Annotated in this window: 15 protein-coding genes and 2 tRNA genes; 10 read left to right on the forward strand and 7 right to left on the reverse strand. The window is 72.9% G+C overall.

What is annotated here, in order from left to right; all coding sequences use genetic code 11:
* Positions 1–11 precede the first annotated feature (11 nt).
* Positions 12–605 carry a PPA1309 family protein gene (locus tag AC230_RS16105; protein WP_049716855.1) on the reverse strand — a complete coding sequence of 198 codons (594 nt, stop codon included), beginning with the start codon at positions 603–605 and terminating at the stop codon, positions 12–14.
* A 144-nt stretch (positions 606–749) separates the two neighbouring features.
* Here AC230_RS16105 and AC230_RS16110 point away from each other — a divergent pair, with 144 nt between their 5' ends.
* From AC230_RS16110 to AC230_RS16125, 4 genes are all read left to right on the forward strand, one after another.
* Positions 750–3605 (forward strand): UPF0182 family membrane protein, encoded by a 2856-nt coding sequence (locus tag AC230_RS16110; RefSeq protein ID WP_078871283.1) that lies wholly within the window; start codon positions 750–752, stop codon positions 3603–3605.
* Positions 3606–3646: 41 nt separating this feature from the next.
* Positions 3647–3720: transfer RNA gene (locus tag AC230_RS16115), tRNA-Met, on the forward strand.
* A gap of 259 nt (positions 3721–3979) precedes the next feature.
* Positions 3980–5965, forward strand: a complete 1986-nt coding sequence (locus AC230_RS16120; RefSeq protein ID WP_049716857.1) for a tetratricopeptide repeat protein — start codon at positions 3980–3982, stop codon at positions 5963–5965.
* Between the two features lie 72 nt (positions 5966–6037).
* Positions 6038–6111, forward strand: a tRNA-Met gene (locus AC230_RS16125).
* Between the two features lie 63 nt (positions 6112–6174).
* Here AC230_RS16125 and AC230_RS16130 read toward each other — a convergent pair.
* Complete coding sequence (locus AC230_RS16130) at positions 6175–6591, reverse strand: Fur family transcriptional regulator (RefSeq protein WP_049717058.1); 417 nt, start codon at positions 6589–6591, stop codon at positions 6175–6177.
* Positions 6592–6758: 167 nt separating this feature from the next.
* Here AC230_RS16130 and AC230_RS16135 point away from each other — a divergent pair, with 167 nt between their 5' ends.
* Entirely contained in the window at positions 6759–8249 is a 1491-nt protein-coding gene (locus AC230_RS16135) for a catalase (RefSeq protein ID WP_198535536.1), read from the forward strand.
* Between the two features lie 75 nt (positions 8250–8324).
* Here the strand turns inward: AC230_RS16135 and hisN are convergent, their stop codons facing one another.
* On the reverse strand, positions 8325–9140 hold the full coding sequence (hisN, locus tag AC230_RS16140) for a histidinol-phosphatase (protein ID WP_049716858.1): 816 nt from the start codon (positions 9138–9140) through the stop codon (positions 8325–8327).
* 109 nt (positions 9141–9249) lie between these two features.
* Here hisN and AC230_RS16145 point away from each other — a divergent pair, with 109 nt between their 5' ends.
* Positions 9250–9918 carry a TetR/AcrR family transcriptional regulator gene (locus AC230_RS16145; protein ID WP_049716859.1) on the forward strand — a complete coding sequence of 223 codons (669 nt, stop codon included), beginning with the start codon at positions 9250–9252 and terminating at the stop codon, positions 9916–9918.
* On the opposite strand, the gene AC230_RS16150 is transcribed toward AC230_RS16145, so the two are convergent.
* From AC230_RS16150 to AC230_RS16165, 4 genes are all read right to left on the reverse strand, one after another.
* A complete protein-coding gene (locus tag AC230_RS16150; protein ID WP_049716860.1) occupies positions 9894–10217 on the reverse strand; it encodes a DMT family transporter in 324 nt (107 codons plus the stop codon). The two genes, AC230_RS16145 and AC230_RS16150, sit on opposite strands and share 25 nt — an antisense overlap.
* Before the next feature lie 87 nt (positions 10218–10304).
* On the reverse strand, positions 10305–11312 hold the full coding sequence (gene rsgA / locus AC230_RS16155) for a ribosome small subunit-dependent GTPase A (protein ID WP_049716861.1): 1008 nt from the start codon (positions 11310–11312) through the stop codon (positions 10305–10307).
* A gap of 16 nt (positions 11313–11328) precedes the next feature.
* Positions 11329–12690: a 3-phosphoshikimate 1-carboxyvinyltransferase gene (aroA, locus tag AC230_RS16160; protein WP_049716862.1), complete on the reverse strand. Its 1362-nt coding sequence runs from the start codon at positions 12688–12690 to the stop codon at positions 11329–11331.
* 85 nt (positions 12691–12775) lie between these two features.
* Positions 12776–13489, reverse strand: coding sequence for a M50 family metallopeptidase (locus AC230_RS16165; RefSeq protein WP_049717060.1), 714 nt, complete (start codon positions 13487–13489; stop codon positions 12776–12778).
* Between the two features lie 175 nt (positions 13490–13664).
* Between AC230_RS16165 and AC230_RS16170 the strand changes: the two genes are divergently transcribed.
* The 4 genes from AC230_RS16170 to rsrA all read left to right on the forward strand — a co-directional run bounded on the left by AC230_RS16170 (position 13665) and on the right by rsrA (position 16460).
* Positions 13665–14483, forward strand: a complete 819-nt coding sequence (locus AC230_RS16170) for an SOS response-associated peptidase (protein WP_049716863.1) — start codon at positions 13665–13667, stop codon at positions 14481–14483.
* A 42-nt stretch (positions 14484–14525) separates the two neighbouring features.
* Positions 14526–15182 (forward strand): alpha/beta hydrolase family protein, encoded by a 657-nt coding sequence (locus tag AC230_RS16175; RefSeq protein WP_049716864.1) that lies wholly within the window; start codon positions 14526–14528, stop codon positions 15180–15182.
* Between the two features lie 250 nt (positions 15183–15432).
* The gene (locus tag AC230_RS16180; RefSeq protein WP_049716865.1) at positions 15433–16122 is read left to right on the forward strand and encodes a sigma-70 family RNA polymerase sigma factor; all 690 of its coding nucleotides are present in this window, start codon (positions 15433–15435) and stop codon (positions 16120–16122) included.
* Positions 16119–16460: a mycothiol system anti-sigma-R factor gene (gene rsrA, locus AC230_RS16185; RefSeq protein WP_049716866.1), complete on the forward strand. Its 342-nt coding sequence runs from the start codon at positions 16119–16121 to the stop codon at positions 16458–16460. The genes AC230_RS16180 and rsrA overlap by 4 nt, the downstream gene beginning before the upstream one ends.
* Positions 16461–16520 lie beyond the last annotated feature (60 nt).

Below are 16520 nucleotides of genomic sequence, written 5' to 3' on the forward strand. Positions count from 1 at the left end.
CCGGGCCCGCCTCAGTCGGCGAACGTCGCCGCGAGCGCCTCGGCCAGGCCGGGCACCAGGTCGGGGCCGGTGAGCACCTCCGTGGGGGAGTCCTTCTCGCGCAGCCGGACGGCCGACTCGCGGGCGCCGTCGCGCAGCACGGCGACGGTCATCCGGACCTCCTGCCGGTCCGGGTGCCGGGCGACCCACTCGGCGAGCTGCTTCTCGTTCATCCCGTGCGGCACCGAGCCCTCGGCCGACGGCGGGAGCATCAGCCGCTCGACGGTCAGGGCGCAGCCCGCCACGGCCTCCGGCCAGGCCACCGTGCCGAGAAACTTGTCGAGGGGGGTCCCGGCGGGCAGTTCGTCCTGCTCGATCGGGGTGTAGGAGGGGGCGGCGGAGCCGGGGGCGTCCTCGAGGCCGAGCTGCGCGGCGAGCGCGGGCTCCTGCGCGCGGAGCCTGGCGGTGTCGACGAGGGCGAAGAGCCGGGCGGGCTGGTCCCAGCCGCGCCCGGCGGCGTACTCGTCGATCTCGAGCACGGCGCGGGTCAGCGGGCTGGCGGCCATGGGGGGCGTGCCCGGGACGGGCTGGTCGGGGTGGCTCGGGGAGCCGGCATTGCTGGACATGCTCAATATCGTGCCCTGACCGGGGCCGAAATCGGGAACCGAGTAAAGCCTCGGTAAGTTGCCACAGTGGGTCCTACTATCGCCAGGGCCTGATCGACAGCTCCACTGACAGCGAACTTCGAGGTGCGCACCTTGGCTTTCCAGATGCCGGACCGCGGCGGAGGCCCCTCAGGGCCGCGGATGAGAGTCGGACGGCCTTCCCGTCGCGTCCGGACCCTGATGACGACCCTGGGTGTGCTGGCGGCGCTGGCCATGCTCTTCGTCATGTTCGCCGGGTTCTGGACGGACTGGCTGTGGTACCGCTCCGTCCGTTACTCCTCGGTCTTCACCACCACGCTCGGCACCAAGATCGGCCTGTTCGCCGTCTTCGGCGTGCTGATGGCCGTGGCGGTGGGGACCAACATCTGGCTGGCGCACCGGCTGCGGCCGCCGCTGAGCGCGATGTCGGCGGAGCAGCAGTCCCTCGACCGCTACCGGATGAGCATCGCGCCGTACAAGAAGTGGGTGCTGCTCGCGGTCACCGCGCTCGTCGGCCTCGTCGCCGGCGCGTCCGCGGCGGGTCAGTGGCGCACCTGGCTCCAGTGGGTCAACGGGGTTCCCTTCCACCAGAAGGACCCGCAGTTCCACAAGGACATCTCCTTCTACACCTTCGATCTGCCCTGGTACCGCTTCCTGTTGAGCTTCGGCTTCGCGGCGGCGGTGCTGTCGCTGATCGCCGCGGCCCTGGTGCACTACCTCTACGGGGGGCTCCGGCTCACCAGCCCCGGCCACCGCGCCACGGCCGCCGCCACGGGCCATCTGGCCGTGCTGCTGGGCCTGTTCGTGACGCTCAAGGCCGTCGCCTACTGGCTGGACCGGTACGGGCTGGCCGTCAAGTCGAGCGGGCTGAAGTCGACGGACGGGTGGACGGGGCTGCGCTATGTGGACGCCCACGCCTATCTGCCGGCCAAGACCATCCTGTTCATCATCGCGCTGATCTGCGCGGTGCTCTTCTTCGCGACGCTGTGGCGGCGCACCTGGCAGCTGCCGGTGATCGGTTTCGGCCTGATGGTGCTCTCGGCGATCCTGATCGGCGGGCTCTACCCGGCGATCGTGCAGAAGTTCCAGGTCTCGCCCAACGAGCAGGCCAAGGAAGCCCCGTACATCGCGAAGAACATCAAGGCCACGCGCGAGGCGTACGGCATCGACAAGACCAAGGTCGACGACGCCTATCCGGGCAAGGGCAACGCCTCGACGGACAAGGACACGCTGCGCGACCTGGCCGGTTCGACGGCCAGCCTGCGGCTGCTCGACCCGAACATCGTCTCGCCCGCCTTCCAGCAGGAGCGCCAGGACCGCGGGTACTACCAGTTCCCGTCCACCCTGGCCGTCGACCGCTACAAGGTGGACGGCAAGGACCAGGACACGGTCATCGGCCTGCGCGAGCTCAACATCAAGGGCATCCCCGAGCGCAACTGGATCAACGACCACTTCAAGTACACCCACGGCTATGGCGCGGTGACCGCCAAGGGCGACTCGGTGCCCAAGGGCGGCGGCCCGGACTTCCAGTCGGACAAGGTGCTGGGCCCGTACGAACCGCGGGTGTACTTCGGCGAGAAGACGACGCAGTACTCCATCGTCGGCGGTCCGCAGAAGGAGCTCGACAAGCCCGGCGACGAGAACAAGGAGAGCTACAGCTACGGCGGCAAGGCCGGCGTGAGCCTGTCGAACCCGGTCAACCGCGCGGCGTACGCCGTGGCCTTCGGCGAGCCCAAGATCCTCTACTCGGGCGCCATCGGCGAGGGTTCGAAGATCCTCTACAACCGGACGCCCAAGGCCCGTGTCGAGGCGGTCGCGCCCTGGCTGACCATCAACGGCGACGCCTACCCGGCCGTGGTGAACCACCGCATCCAGTGGATCGTCGACGCGTACACCACGACCAACGGCTATCCCTACGCCTCCCGCACCACCCTCGGTGACACCACGGCCGATTCGCTGACCACCGGGCAGCGCGCGGTGGTGGCCCAGCAGAACCAGGTCAACTACATCCGCAATTCGGTGAAGGCGACGGTCGACGCCTACGACGGCACGGTCACGCTGTACCAGTGGGACACCGAGGACCCGGTGCTGAAGACGTGGATGAAGGCGTTCCCGGGGACGGTGAAGCCGAAGAGCGCGATCAGTGCGGCGCTCAAGGACCATCTGCGGTATCCGCAGGACCTGTTCAAGGTGCAGCGCGAACTGCTGACCCGGTACCACGTCACCGACCCGGGGACGTTCTACACCGGCAGCCAGCGCTGGGAGGTGCCGGACGACCCGACCAACAAGGGCAACGCCGTTCCGCCGTACTACCTGAGCATGAAGATGCCCGATCAGCGGAACCAGACGTTCTCGCTGACCACGACGTTCACGCCCAAGAACCGCCAGAACCTGGGCGCGTTCATGGCCGTCGACGCCGACGCGCGGAGCGACGGATACGGGCGGATCAGAATTCTCCAGCCGAAGGACATCGTCTGGGGTCCGTTGCAGGCGCAGAGCAATTTCAACAGCGACCCGACGGCCGCCAGTGAGATCAAGCTGCTGCGGGGCGGCGATTCCGAGATCGAGTACGGAAATCTGCTCACGGTTCCGCTCAACGGCGGTCTGCTGTACGTGGAACCGGTCTACGTCCGCGGCGCGCGCACCAATTACCCGCTGCTGAAGAAGGTGTTCGTCAACTACGGCGAGAAGATCGCCTTCGAGAACACCCTGGGCGAGGCCCTGGACAAGGTCTTCGGCGCCCAACAGCCGGGCGGCAAGCAGCCGCCGGAGGGCACGAAGCAGCCGCCGGCCGCGAACCCGACGGTCAAGCAGGCCGTGAAGGACGCCCAGGACGCCTACACGGCAGGGCAGAAGGCGCTGGAGAAGCAGGACTGGGAGGCGTACGGCAAGGCCCAGAAGGACCTCAAGGACGCCCTCGACCGGCTGGCGAGGGCCGAGGCGCGCACCGAGGAGAAGAACGGGGGCAAACCGGGGAGCTAGCCCCGTCCGTCCCGCGCCGTGGTACGGTTGTTCCACAACGGCGCGGGGTGGAGCAGCTCGGTAGCTCGCTGGGCTCATAACCCAGAGGTCGCAGGTTCAAATCCTGTCCCCGCTACTGGAAGACAAGGCCCGGAGTCTCGGACTCCGGGCCTTGTCGTGCTGCCGTGGGGCCTCGGGGGAGCCCTCGTTGCCGGAGTGACCGGCGGGACCACTGTTCGCATCGTGCGCCACGCTGCTCTGTGCGGGTTATGTGCGGGGGTTTTGATTAGAGTTTGGAGCACCGTTGTGTCGGGAAGTCGGGAAGTCGACAAAACGCTGAAGTGACCTCACTGGCTGCGGTATTCCAGGTGTACGCAGGTTGCGGGAGTGCGACGATGGGACGTATGGGGGACAAGGCGAGGCTGGTGGAGACAGGTCGGCTTGTGAAGGCTCCCGGAGCGGGGAGCATTCCGGAAGCTCGGGTTCCGGCGCCGTACGACCCTGCGCGGGCCCCGTCGGCCCCGCCGGTACCGTCCGCCCCCGCGGCCGCCGCGGTCCCGCCCGGGGCCGCCGGCGAAGCCGCCGACCTGGAGCTGGAGACCGCCCGCCGCCGCGCCGAGGAGTCCGGGGATCCCGCCGCGCTGAGCATGCTCGGCGCCCTGCTGCTGCGCCGCGGCGACCTCGACGGGGCCGAGAAGCACCTGCGCGCCGCCACCGCCGAGGGCGACCGCTCCGCCGCCAACAACCTGGGCGTCCTGCTCCACCAGCGCGGCTACACCGACGAGGCGGCCGGCTGGTGGCGGGTGGCCGCCGTCGCCGGCTCCGCCGCCGCCGCGCACGCGCTGGGCCGCTACCACCGCGAGCGCGGCGACGAGCCGGCCGCCGAGTACTGGCTGCGGCAGTCCGCCGAGTCCGGGCACGCGCTCGGCGCGTACGCCCTCGCCGACCTGCTGGAGCACCGCAGCGACGTGGGCGCCGAGCGCTGGTTCCGCTCCGCCGCCGAGCGCGGGCACCGCGAGGCCGCGTACCGGCTGGCCCGCATCCTCGACGGCCGGGCCCCCGGCTCCGCCGCCCGCTCCGGCGGCCCGGCCGGCCCCGTCCCGGCCGCCGGCGCCCGCCGCACCCCCGTCGGCGGCGGGGACACCTCCGTACGCGACCTGCGGGCCGCCGCGGCCGGCCGCGAGAAGGGCCCCGCCGACGAGGCCGAGCAGTGGTACCGGCAGGCCGCCGCCCGCGGCCACCGCCGCGCGGCCCTGCACCTGGGCACCCTGCTGGAGGCCCGCGGCGAGATCCAGGAGGCCGCCCGCTGGTACCTGACCTCCGCCAAGGACGGCGAGTCCCGCGCCGCCTGCGCCCTCGGCTTCCTGCTGCGCGACGCCGGCGACAGCGACAGCGCCGCCGTCTGGTGGCGCCGCGCGGCCCAGGACGGCGACGGCAACGCGGCCAACGCCCTGGGCGCCCTGCACGCCGACCGCGGCGAGGCGCAGCAGGCCGAGCGCTGGTACCGGGCCGCGCTCGACGCCGGCGACGTCAACGGCGCGTACAACCTCGCCCTGCTCTGCGCCGAACAGGGCCGCACCGCCCAGGCCGAGCAGTGGTACCGCCGCGCCGCCTACGCCGGCCACCGCGAGGCCGCCAACGCGCTCGCCGTCCTGCTGCTCCAGCACGGCGACGCCTCCGGCGCCGAGCCGTGGTTCTCCAAGGCCGCCGAGGCGGGCAGCGTCGACGCCGCCTTCAACCTCGGCATCCTCCACGCCGGGCGCAACGAGGAGCGCGCGGCGCTCCAGTGGTACGAGCGGGCCGCCGCCGCCGGGCACACCGAGGCGGCGCTCCAGGTCGCCATGGTGCTGCTGCGCGACGGCGGCCAGGACGACGCCGAGGAGGCCGAGCGCCACCTGCGGGTGGCCGCCCGCGGCGGCAGCGCTGAGGCCGCCTTCCGGCTGGGCGCCCTGCTCGACCGGGACGAGAGCGATCCGGCCGCGGCCGCCGAGTGCGAGGAGTGGTACGCCAAGGCCGCCCGCCAGGGCCACCGCCGCGCCCAGGTGCGGCTCGGCATGCTGGTGGCCGCGCGGGGCGACGTCGTCGAGGCCGCCCGCTGGTACCGGGAGGCCGCCGAGGCGGGCAGCAGCAACGGCGCCTTCAACCTCGGGCTGCTCCTGGCCCGCGAGGGCAGCGAGCCGGAGGCCGCCCTGTGGTGGACCCGCGCCGCCGAGGCCGGGCACGGCCGCGCGGCCCTGCGGCTGGCCCTTCTCGCCGCCCGCCACGGGGAGTTGACGCAGGCCCAGGTGTGGTGCGCGCAGGCCGTCGAGCACGGCCCGGCGGAGGTCGCCGAGCGGGCGGCCCGGCTGCGCGACGCGCTCCAGCAGGAGCTGACCGCCTAGCCCGCCCCGCCCGTCCCGGCGGGCACCGCGTTTGCGCGGCGTGCCGTGACCGGGTTACAGTTGGGTCATCGACGCGGGGTGGAGCAGCTCGGTAGCTCGCTGGGCTCATAACCCAGAGGTCGCAGGTTCAAATCCTGTCCCCGCTACTGGAACGAAGGGCCCGGATCCTCAGGATCCGGGCCCTTCGTCATGCTCCGTTCGTCCCGTGGTCAGCCCGCCGCGCAGCCGGGGCACAGGCCGCGGTAGGTCACCTCGACCGCCGAGACCTGGAAGCCGAAGCGCTGCTCCGCCGGGAGGCCGGCGAGCAGGTCGCCCGAGGGGTGCACGTCACGGATGGTGCCGCAGCGGGAGCACACCAGGTGCTGGTGCGCGTGGTGCGCGTTGGGGTCGTAGCGCTTGGCGCGGCCGTCGGTGCTCACCTCCAGCACCTCGCCCAGCGAGACCATCTCCCCGAGGGTGTTGTAGACGGTCGCCCGGGAGATCTCCGGCAGCAGCTCGGCCGCCTTCGCGTGCACCTCGTCGGCGGTGTAGTGCACGTGGTCCCCGTCGAGCACCTCGGCGACGACGCGCCGCTGCGCGGTCAGCCGCCAGCCGCGTCCGCGGAGCCGGTCCAGCAGGTCACTCATGCCCATCACCCATCAGTCAGATAACACCAGCCTAGCAGCGCCTTTTGTCCATCAATGGAGAGGATTCTCCCGGCGACCACATCTTGACTTGGACAAAGTCCAATGTAGGATCGCTTTCGGTTCCTGTCGAGGCCGAGTGCCTTGGTGCGACAGGACGAGTCGATGGGATGACGGAGGCGTACGTGTCGGTTCAGGACGAGGCCAGGACGACCACGGGTCCGCTGACCACGGAGTCCGGAGCTCCGGTCGCGGACAACCAGAACAGCGAGACCGCGGGCATCGGCGGCCCCGTCCTGGTGCAGGACCAGCTGCTGCTGGAGAAGCTCGCGCACTTCAACCGGGAGCGCATCCCGGAGCGCGTGGTGCACGCCCGCGGCGCCGGCGCCTACGGCACCTTCACCGTGACCGCGGACGTCACGAAGTACACCCGGGCGAAGTTCCTCTCCGAGATCGGCAAGGAGACCGAGGTCTTCCTCCGCTTCTCGACCGTCGCGGGCAACCTCGGCGCCCCGGACGCCGTGCGCGACCCCCGCGGCTTCGCGCTGAAGTTCTACACCGAGGAGGGCAACTACGACCTCGTCGGCAACAACACCCCGGTGTTCTTCATCAAGGACGCCATCAAGTTCCCCGACTTCATCCACACCCAGAAGCGCGACCCGTACACCGGCTCGCAGGAGGCGGACAACGTCTGGGACTTCTGGGGCCTGAGCCCGGAGGCCACCCACCAGGTGACCTGGCTCTTCGGCGACCGCGGCATCCCCGCCTCGTACCGCCACATGAACGGCTACGGCTCGCACACCTTCCAGTGGAACAACGAGGCGGGCGAGGTCTTCTGGGTCAAGTACCACTTCAAGACCGACCAGGGCATCAAGAACCTCACCCAGGACGAGGCCAACAAGCTCGCCGGTGAGGACCCGGACAGCCACCAGCGGGACCTGCGCGAGGCCATCGAGCGCGGCGAGTTCCCGACCTGGACCGTCCAGGTGCAGATCATGCCCGCCGAGGAAGCGGCGACCTACCGCTTCAACCCGTTCGACCTCACCAAGGTGTGGCCGCACGCCGACTACCCGCCGATCGAGATCGGCAAGCTGGAGCTCAACCGCAACCCGGAGAACATCTTCGCCGAGGTCGAGCAGTCGATCTTCTCGCCGGCCCACTTCGTGCCCGGCATCGGCCCGTCCCCCGACAAGATGCTCCAGGGCCGGCTCTTCGCCTACGCCGACGCCCACCGCTACCGCGTCGGCATCAACGCCGACCACCTGCCGGTGAACCGCCCGCACGCCACCGAGGCCCGCGGCTACGCCCGCGACGGCTACCTCTACGACGGCCGGCACGGCCGGGCGAAGAACTACGAGCCGAACAGCTTCGGCGGCCCGGTCCAGACCGACCGCCCGCTGTGGCAGCCGTCCGCCCTCACCGGCGCCACGGGCAACCACGTCGCCCCCTCGCACGCCGAGGACGACGACTTCGTCCAGGCGGGCAACCTCTACCGGCTGATGTCGGAGGCGGAGAAGGAGCGCCTGATCGCCAACCTCGCCGGCTTCATCGCCAAGGTGTCGCGCGACGACATCGCCGAGCGCGCGATCGACAACTTCCGCAAGGCGGACGAGGACTACGGCAAGCGGCTGGAGGCCGCGGTCCAGGCCCTGCGCGGCTAGGGCGCTTGCCGTAAGAAACCGGAGAGGCCGGACGCCGATGGGCTCCGGCCTCTCCGGCCGTTCTCCCGCGGGGCCTCAGGGGCGGCTCGGGCGCAGATACCCCAGCAGCTCGTCGTGGAGCAGCCCGTTGGACGCCGCCGCGTTGCCGCTGTGCGGACCGTCGCGGCCGTCCAGACCGGTGAAGCGGCCGCCCGCCTCCTCCACGATGACGACGTTCGCCGCCATGTCCCACAGGGACAGCTCCGGCTCCGCGCAGATGTCCACCGTGCCCTCGGCGACCATCATGTACGGCCAGAAATCGCCGTAGCCGCGGGTGCGCCAGCAGTCCCGGGTCAGGTCCAGGAAGCCCGGCAGCATCCCGCGCTCCTCCCAGCCCGACAGCGAGGAGTAGGCGAACGACGCGTCCGCGATCCGCTCGACCTTCGAGACGCCCAGCCGGGTCGCCGAGGAGAGGCTGCGGCCGGTGTACGCGCCGGAGCCCCGTGCCGCCCACCAGCGCCGGCCCAGCGCCGGCGCCGAGACCACGCCCACCACCGGCTCGAACTCGACCCGGCCGGCGCGCTCGACCTGGACCATCAGGGAGATCAGCGTCGCCCACACCGGGACGCCGCGCACGTAGTTCTTGGTGCCGTCGATCGGGTCGATCACCCAGCGGCGGGGGCCCAGGCCCTCGCCGCCGAACTCCTCGCCGAGGACGGCGTCCCGCGGGCGGGCCCGCTGCAACTGGCCGCGGATCAGTTCCTCCGCGGCCTTGTCGGCCTCGCTGACCGGGGTCATGTCCGGTTTGGTCTCGACCTTGAGGTCGAGGGCCTTGAACCGGTCCATGGTCGCCGCGTCGGCGGCGTCCGCCAGGACGTGGGCCAGGCGCAGATCATCGTGGTAGTCGGACATAACCGGAACACTACCCGCGATCGGTCTCCCCGGGCTCTTGACACCGTCTGGTGGTGCGTCAATTCTGTGGCCACAACCGTCGTGCGGCCGCAAGGCCGGGGAGGCGACGATGCCCGCGGCACGAGAGCTCCTGCTGGACGCGGCCTTCACGGCCCTCGGCACCCGGCCCTGGCACGGGGTCCGCATGGTCGACGTGGCGGCCGCCGCCGGGGTGTCCCGGCAGACCCTGTACAACGAGTTCGGCAGCAAGGACGGCCTGGCCCGCGCCCTGGTGCGGCGCGAGGCGGACGCCTTCCTGGCCGGTGTCGACCGCTCGCTGGCGGACGTCGCCGGGCGCGGCGACGCGGACGCCGGGGACTGCTGCGCGGCCGCCGTGGTGTGGACGCTGCGCGCCGCGCGGGCCAACCCGCTGGTGCGCGCCGCCCTCACCGGCTGCCGCGGCGAACGGCTGCCCGCCCAGGCGGCCCCCGCCGTGCCCGCCCCGCGCACCCCGCCGGTGCCCGCCGCGGCCCGGGGCGCCCCGGTGCCCGCCGCGCTGGTGGAGCGGATCCGCGACGGCGCGGCCGAGGCGGCCGGGCGGACGCGGGAGGGCGCCGCGGCGGAGCCGGAGGCCCTGCTGGGCGCCTGCGAGGCGGCGGTGCGGCTGGCCCTGTCGTACGTGGTCGCCCCGGCCGGCTCCGACGCGGAGGCGGCCGAGCGGGTCGCCCGGGTCGTACGGGCGCTGCTGGACGCCCCCGTGCGCCGGTCCGGGCCTCAGTGCGCCGAGCCGGAGAGCTGAAGCCCGATCACCCCGAGGATCACCAGGGCGATGGAGACGAGCTTGAGGGTGGAGACCAGGTCGTCCAGGAAGACCATGCCGTAGATCGCGGTGCCCGCGGCCCCGATGCCCGTCCACACCGCGTACGCCGGGCCGACGTCCAGCTTCTTGAGCGAGAGCGTCAGCAGACCGAAGCTGCCCAGGGCGAAGCAGGCGAAGGCGATCGTCGGCCACAGCCGGGTGAAGCCGTGCGAGAGTTTCAGACAGACGGCGAAGCCCGTTTCCAGCAGTCCCGCGACCACGACCAGCAGCCACGCCATCAGTTTGCCTCCCGTGTCGTAGACCGCCCCACGCGTCCCGGTTGCTTGGTGCACTTGCCACTGGCGGTCATTCGCAAACGTAGGCGATCAGTCGCCTTCGCGCCGCTCCCGGGTGGCCAGAAGCCGCCGCAGCGAGTAGAGCCGCTGCGGATCGGCGTGCCCGTCGGCCACCCAGGCGTCCAGCGCGCAGTCCGGCTCGTCGTGGCTGCACGCGCGCGGGCAGCCCTCGGTGCCGGGCTCCAGGTCGGGGAAGGCGTGGATGACCCGGGACGGGTCGACGTGGTGCAGCCCGAAGGACCGCACGCCCGGGGTGTCGATCACCCAGCCGTCGCCGTCCGGGAGCGGCAGGGCCAGCGCCGACGTCGTGGTGTGCCGGCCGCGGCCGGTGACGGCGTTGACGTGGCCGGTGGCCCGCTGCCGGTCGGGGACGAGGTGGTTGACCAGGGTGGTCTTGCCGACGCCGGAGTGCCCGACGAAGGCGGTGATCCGTCCGCGCAGCCGCTCCCGGACCCGGTCGGCCGCGGTGCCCTCGGCCAGCTCGTCGCGGTTGGTGACCACGTACGGCACGCCCAGCGAGCCGTAGGACTCCATCAGCTTCTCGGCCGGGGCCAGGTCCGACTTCGTCAGGACGAGCAGCGGTTCGAGCCCCGCGTCGTACGCCGCGACCAGGCAGCGGTCGATCAGCCGGGGGCGCGGCTCCGGGTCGGCGAGCGCCGTGACGATGGCGAGCTGGTCGGCGTTGGCGACCACGACCCGCTCGAACGGGTCGGTGTCGTCGGCCGTCCTGCGCAGCACCGAGCGGCGCTCCTCGACCCGGACGATCCGGGCCAGGGTGTCCTTCTTGCCGCTGAGGTCGCCGACGACCGCGACCCGGTCGCCGACGACCGCGCTCTTGCGGCCCAGTTCGCGGGCCTTCATGGCCACGACGGCGCGGTCCTCGACGAGGACGGTCAGCCGGCCGCGGTCGACCGTGAGGACGAAGCCCTCGGCCGCGTCCTCGTGCTTGGGCCGGATGCTCGTCCGCGGCCGGTTGCCCTTGCGGTTGGGGCGGACGCGGACGTCGTCCTCGTCGGTGTGCTTGCCGTAGCGGCGCATGGCTGTACCCGGTCTCTCAGGCTCTCGGAGCCGCCGTCTCCGCGACCGATCCGAGCATGCCGTGCCACAGCTCCGGGAAGTCGGGGAGCGTCTTGGCGGTGGTGGCCACGTTCTCCACCCGCACGCCCGGGACCGCGAGGCCGAGGACCGCGGCGGCGGTGGCCAGCCGGTGGTCCTCGTAGGTGTGGAAGACGCCGCCGTGCAGCGGGCGCGGGCGGATGCGCAGGCCGTCGGCGGTCTCGGTGACGTCGCCGCCGAGCTCGTTGATCTCCTTGGCGAGCGCGGCGAGCCGGTCGGTCTCGTGCAGCCGGAGGTGGGCGATGCCGCGCAGCTCCGACTCGGAGTCGGCGAGCGCGGCGACGGCGGCGATGACCGGGGTCAGCTCGCCGACCTCGTGCAGGTCGGCGTCGAGGCCGGTGATCCGGCCGGTGCCGGTGAACGTCAGCCCGGCGTCGGTCAGTTCGCAGCTGCCGCCCATGGCGGTGAAGATCTCGCGCAGCGCGTCGCCGGGCTGCGTGGTGTGCTCGGGCCAGTCCGGGATGGTGACCCGGCCGCCGGTGACCAGGGCGGCCGCCAGGAACGGCGCGGCGTTGGACAGGTCCGGCTCGACGACCAGGTCGCGGCCGAGCAGGGCGCTGGGGGAGACCCGCCAGACGTCCGGCTCGCCGCCGGCCTCGGGGGTGTCCACCTGGGCGCCGGCGGCCCGCAGCATGTCCACGGTCATGCGGATGTGCGGCAGCGAGGGCAGCGCGGAGCCGACGTGGCGGACCTCCACGCCCTGGTTGAAGCGCGCGCCGGAGAGCAGCAGCGCGCTGACGAACTGGGAGGACGACGAGGCGTCGATCTCCACCGGGCCGCCCTCCAGGGCGCCGGCGCCGTGCACGGTCAGGGGGAGCGCGCCACGGTCGTTGTCGTCGATGCGGGCGCCCAGGGCGCGCAGGGCGTCGATCACGCCGTGCAGCGGGCGCTCGTAGCTGCGGGGGTCGCCGTCGAAGCGGACCGGGCCGTCGGACAGCGCGGCGACCGGCGGCAGGAAGCGCATGACGGTGCCGGCGTTGCCGACGTCGACCGTGGCGGGGCCGTGCAGCTGGGCGGGGATCACCCGCCACGCCTCGCCGGTGCCGTCGGGGGTGCCCTCGGAGCTGGAGGAGACGGTCTCCTCGATGCCGACGCCCATGGCGCGCAGCGCCTCGGCCATCAGCAGGGTGTCGCGGGAACGCAGCGGGCGGCGCAGCCAGCCCGGCTCGGCGGCCAGCGCGGCGAGGACGAGGCCGCGGTTGGTGACCGACTTCGAGCCGGGCACGGTGACGGTCGCGTCAACGGCCCCGGTCGCGGTCGGAGCGGGCCAGAGGTCGGTGTGCGCGGGGCTCTGGGTCATGCCCTTACCTTACGGCCTCCCCGGCCGCGGCGAGCGGGCCGCCCTCGGAGGTGAACGGCCCTCTGACGCCCCCTCGCCGGGGGCCTCACACCCCGAGGAGCCAGCGCCCGCCGGCCACCAGGCAGACCAGCGAGACCAGGTGGAACAGCAGCAGCCACAGCGCCGGGGCGACGCCGGTCAGGCGCGCGAGCTGGTCGGCGTCCGAGTCCGGCGCGCGGCCGTGCCGGCGCTTGCGCTGGAGCTCGAAGGCCGGCCGCACGCCGCCCAGGAGCAGGAACCACACCACCCCGTACGCGAACGCCGCCCGCAGCTCGGCGCCCGCCAGCCACGAGACCAGGGCGAAGGCGCCGCCGGAGACCACCACGGTCAGCACGCCCCACGCGTTGCGGATCATCACCAGCATCGCCGCGAGCAGCGCGGTCGCGCCCCACAGCAGCGCCGTGACGTGCCCGGTGGCCAGCGCCCACGCCCCCGCCAGGCCCAGCAGCGAGGGGGCCGGGTAGCCGGCCGCGGCGGTCAGGACCATGCCGGGGCCGGACGGGCGGCCCCGCGAGACGGTCAGCCCGGAGGTGTCCGAGTGCAGCCGGATGCCGCTCAGGGTCCGCCCGCTGAGCAGCGCGACCAGGGCGTGCCCGCCCTCGTGGGCGATGGTGACGGCGTTGCGCGTGACCCGCCAGACACGCGGCGGGGAGACGGCGGCGAGCGCGAGCAGTCCGGTCACCACCACGGTCCACAGGGAGGGCCCGGGCTGCGACCCGGCCAGCCGGTCCCAGAGCCCGGCGGTGGTGGTGCTGTCCATGGCGGTGCCGCTCCTCGGAGGTTGCTGGTACGCCGTGAGGGACGGCCGGAAGTCGACGGTGGTTCCCCGGGCGCCGGCGGGGGAGGGTTTGATGGGCGGGTGGGGCCCCTGGGGCACCATGGCCGGTGCGAGGACCGGCGCGAGGGTGAACGGGCGAACGGAGGGGCGGTCGGACATGTGCGGGCGGTACGCGGCGAGCCGGAGGCCGGAGGACCTGGCCGGGCTCTTCGGCGTCGAGGTGTGGGAGCCGGCGGAGACCCTGGCGCCCGACTGGAACGTCGCGCCCACCAAGAGCGTCCACGCGATCCTCGAACGCCCGCTCAAGGGCTCCGGCGACCCGCGCCCGGTCCGCCAGCTGCGCACCCTGCGCTGGGGGCTGGTGCCGCCCTGGGCGACCTCGCCGGACGGCGCCGCCCGGATGATCAACGCCCGGGCGGAGACGGTGCACGAGAAGCCGTCGTACCGGCGGGCCTTCGCGGCACGACGCTGTCTGCTCCCGGCGGACGGCTACTTCGAGTGGGTCACCGGCGCCCAGGAACGCGAGCTGGAGGTGCAGGGACGCAGGAAGCGCCCCCGCAAGCAGCCCTACTTCGTGACGCCGGCCGACGGCTCGGTGATGGCGATGGCCGGGCTCTACGAGTTCTGGCGCGACCGGACGCTGCCCGACGACCACCCGCAGGCGTGGTGGGCCACCTGCTCGGTGATCACCACCGAGGCCGAGCGGGAGCCCTTCGCGGACGGCGGCCCCGAGGACGGGCCGCGCTCGCTGGCGGAGATCCACCCGCGGATGCCGCTGCTGCTCACCCCCGACCGGTGGGCGGCCTGGCTCGACCCGTCCCGCACCGACCCGGAGGAGCTGCGCGCGCTGCTCGCGCCCCCGCCGCCCGGCCTGGTGCGGGCCTATCCGGTGGCGACGGCGGTCAGCGACGTCCGCAACAACGGGCCCGAGCTGCTGGCGGAGCTGGCGGCGCCGGAGGAGGCGACGCTCTTCTGAACCCGCTCCTCGCCCTTATGAAGCCCGCATTTCGGCCGGGGCATGGTCAGTGGGGCCCGGCAGGATGGTCCCGTGAACACGCAGACCGTACCGACCCCCGCCGGTGACGCCCGCGTCCACTGGCACCCCGCCCCCAAGGCCCGCCTGGTCCTCGCCCTCGGCCACGGCGCCGGCGGCGGCGTCGAGGCCCGCGACCTCGCCGCGCTGGCCGCCGCCCTGCCCGCGCGCGGTGTGACCGTGGCCCTCGTCGAGCAGCCCTGGCGCGTGGCCGGGAAGAAGGTGGCCCCCGCGCCGGCCACGCTGGACAAGGGCTGGCGCGCCCTCTGGCCCGAGCTGGCGGCGCGCGGCGTGCCCGTGGTGGCCGGCGGGCGCAGCGCCGGCGCGCGCGTCGCCTGCCGGACGGCCGCCGAGCTGGGCGCGGCCGGTGTGCTCGCGCTGAGTTTTCCGCTGCACCCTCCGGGGAAGGCGGACCGGTCGAGAGCGGACGAGCTGCTCGGGGCCGGCGTCCCCCTGCTCGTCGTGCAGGGCGCCCGCGATCCGTTCGGACGGCCCGAGGAGTTCCCGGCGGGCACCGCGCCGGTGGCCGTCCCGGGTGCCGACCATGGCTTCGCGGTCGCCCGGTCCGCCGGCGTCACCCAGGAGGACGCACTGGCCCTGATCGTCCGCGCGGCGGGGGAGTGGCTCGCCGGCCTGCCCTGACCGGGAATGTCCGGGGGCCCGGCACTGTTCTCGTACGCGTACGACCACGCACCGGCACATGACAAAGGAACGGGAGACCCGCGCCATGGGTTCGATCGCATGCCTGTCCCGCCCGCACACGGCCGACCAGGGCTGGCCGGCCATGGGTTCGGGCCTGGGGGCCGCGGCTGGAGCGGCGGGCCTGGCCGATCGTCGTCTATTCTCCGAAACGAGCGGGTCCGGCAAGGACCCGGCCAAGGTTCTGGAGGAGGTGGGTCCGGTCGCGGGCACCGACGTGGGGGCGAACGACGAGGGGCTCCCCTCCGGCCGGCAGGCGGAGAGCGCGGCGGAGCGCAACGCGCGCTTCGAGCGCGACGCGCTGACCTTCCTCGACCAGATGTACTCGGCCGCCCTGCGGATGACGCGCAACCCGGCGGACGCGGAGGACCTGGTCCAGGAGACGTACGCCAAGGCCTACGCGTCCTTCCACCAGTTCAGGGACGGCACCAACCTCAAGGCGTGGCTCTACCGCATCCTCACCAACACCTTCATCAACTCGTACCGCAAGAAGCAGCGGGAGCCGCTGCGCAGCGCGTCCGAGGAGATCGAGGACTGGCAGCTGGCGCGTGCCGAGTCGCACATGTCCCAGGGGTTGCGGTCCGCCGAGTCGCAGGCGCTGGACCACCTGCCCGACTCCGACGTCAAGGAGGCCCTTCAGGCCATTCCCGAGGAGTTCCGCATAGCGGTCTACCTCGCGGACGTCGAGGGGTTTGCCTACAAGGAGATCGCGGACATCATGGGTACCCCCATCGGCACGGTGATGTCCCGTCTCCACCGGGGCCGGCGGCAGCTCCGCGGCCTGCTGGAGGACTACGCCCGTGAGCGCGGCCTGGTCCCGGCCGGGGCCGCCGCGCCGAACGGTTCCGACGCGTCGCACGACCGGAAGGGCTCGGACTCATGAGCTGCGGTGACCCGCACGAGACGGACTGCTCCGAAGTCCTGGACCATCTCTACGAGTACCTCGACCGTGAGATGCCGGACGGCGAGTGCGCCAAGTTCGAGGTGCACATCGACGAGTGCTCGCCGTGCCTGGAGACCTACGGCCTGGAGCAGGCGGTCAAGAAGCTCGTCAAGCGCTGCTGCGGACACGACGACGTCCCCGCCGACCTGCGGTCCAAGGTGATGGGCCGGATCGAGCTCATCCGCGCCGGCCAGCCCGTCCCCGAGCAGGACGTGGTGGCCGAGACCGTCGCCGAGCACGCGGCGGGCGCGGACGCGCGGGGCGCCTCGAAGGACTGAGCCCCGGGCGCGGCCCCGCAGGCCTGCCCCTCCCCGTCGAAACGGCCGCCGCCCGAACGT

Source organism: Streptomyces caatingaensis, from assembly GCF_001187435.1.
Taxonomy (GTDB): domain Bacteria; phylum Actinomycetota; class Actinomycetes; order Streptomycetales; family Streptomycetaceae; genus Streptomyces; species Streptomyces caatingaensis.